This is a genomic window from Peptoniphilus rhinitidis 1-13 (assembly GCF_000246925.1).
Taxonomy (GTDB): Bacteria; Bacillota; Clostridia; order Tissierellales; family Peptoniphilaceae; genus Peptoniphilus_A; species Peptoniphilus_A lacydonensis.
Window position 1 is genome coordinate 1 of sequence record NZ_BAEW01000047.1, and the last position, 411, is coordinate 411.

Genomic DNA, 411 nt, shown 5'->3' on the forward strand with positions numbered 1-411 from the left:
ACGTACTGTGTTAAACAGGATAGTCGCAGATGCAGGATACGAAAGCGAAGAAAACTATGTATTCTTAGCAGAAAATAATTTAACATCCTATATAAAACCATCAAACTATGAAAAGTCGAAAACAAGAAAATACAAAAAAGAACAAGAATTTAGGAAAAGCTTAAAATACGATGAAAGACAAGACAAATACATATCACAAGAGGGCAAAGAATTCATAAGATGTAATGACAGATACAGAAAAAGAAAAAGTGGATACATAACAATAACAAAAGTCTACAGATCTTTCGACTGGAACAAAGAAAGACAAAAAAACCAAAGGAATCTACATAGCAGAAACATTTCAAAAATATAGAGAAGAATTCCTAAAAAGCATAATATCCGACCAAGGAATAGAAGAAAGAATAAATAGAT

1 pseudogene is annotated in these 411 nt (G+C 30.2%); it reads left to right on the plus strand.

The annotated features are described in order from the left end of the window. Positions 1-352 (plus strand): annotated as a pseudogene (locus tag RH95_RS09155) (hypothetical protein); the annotation flags it as partial. Between the last annotated feature and the right edge of the window lie 59 nt (positions 353-411).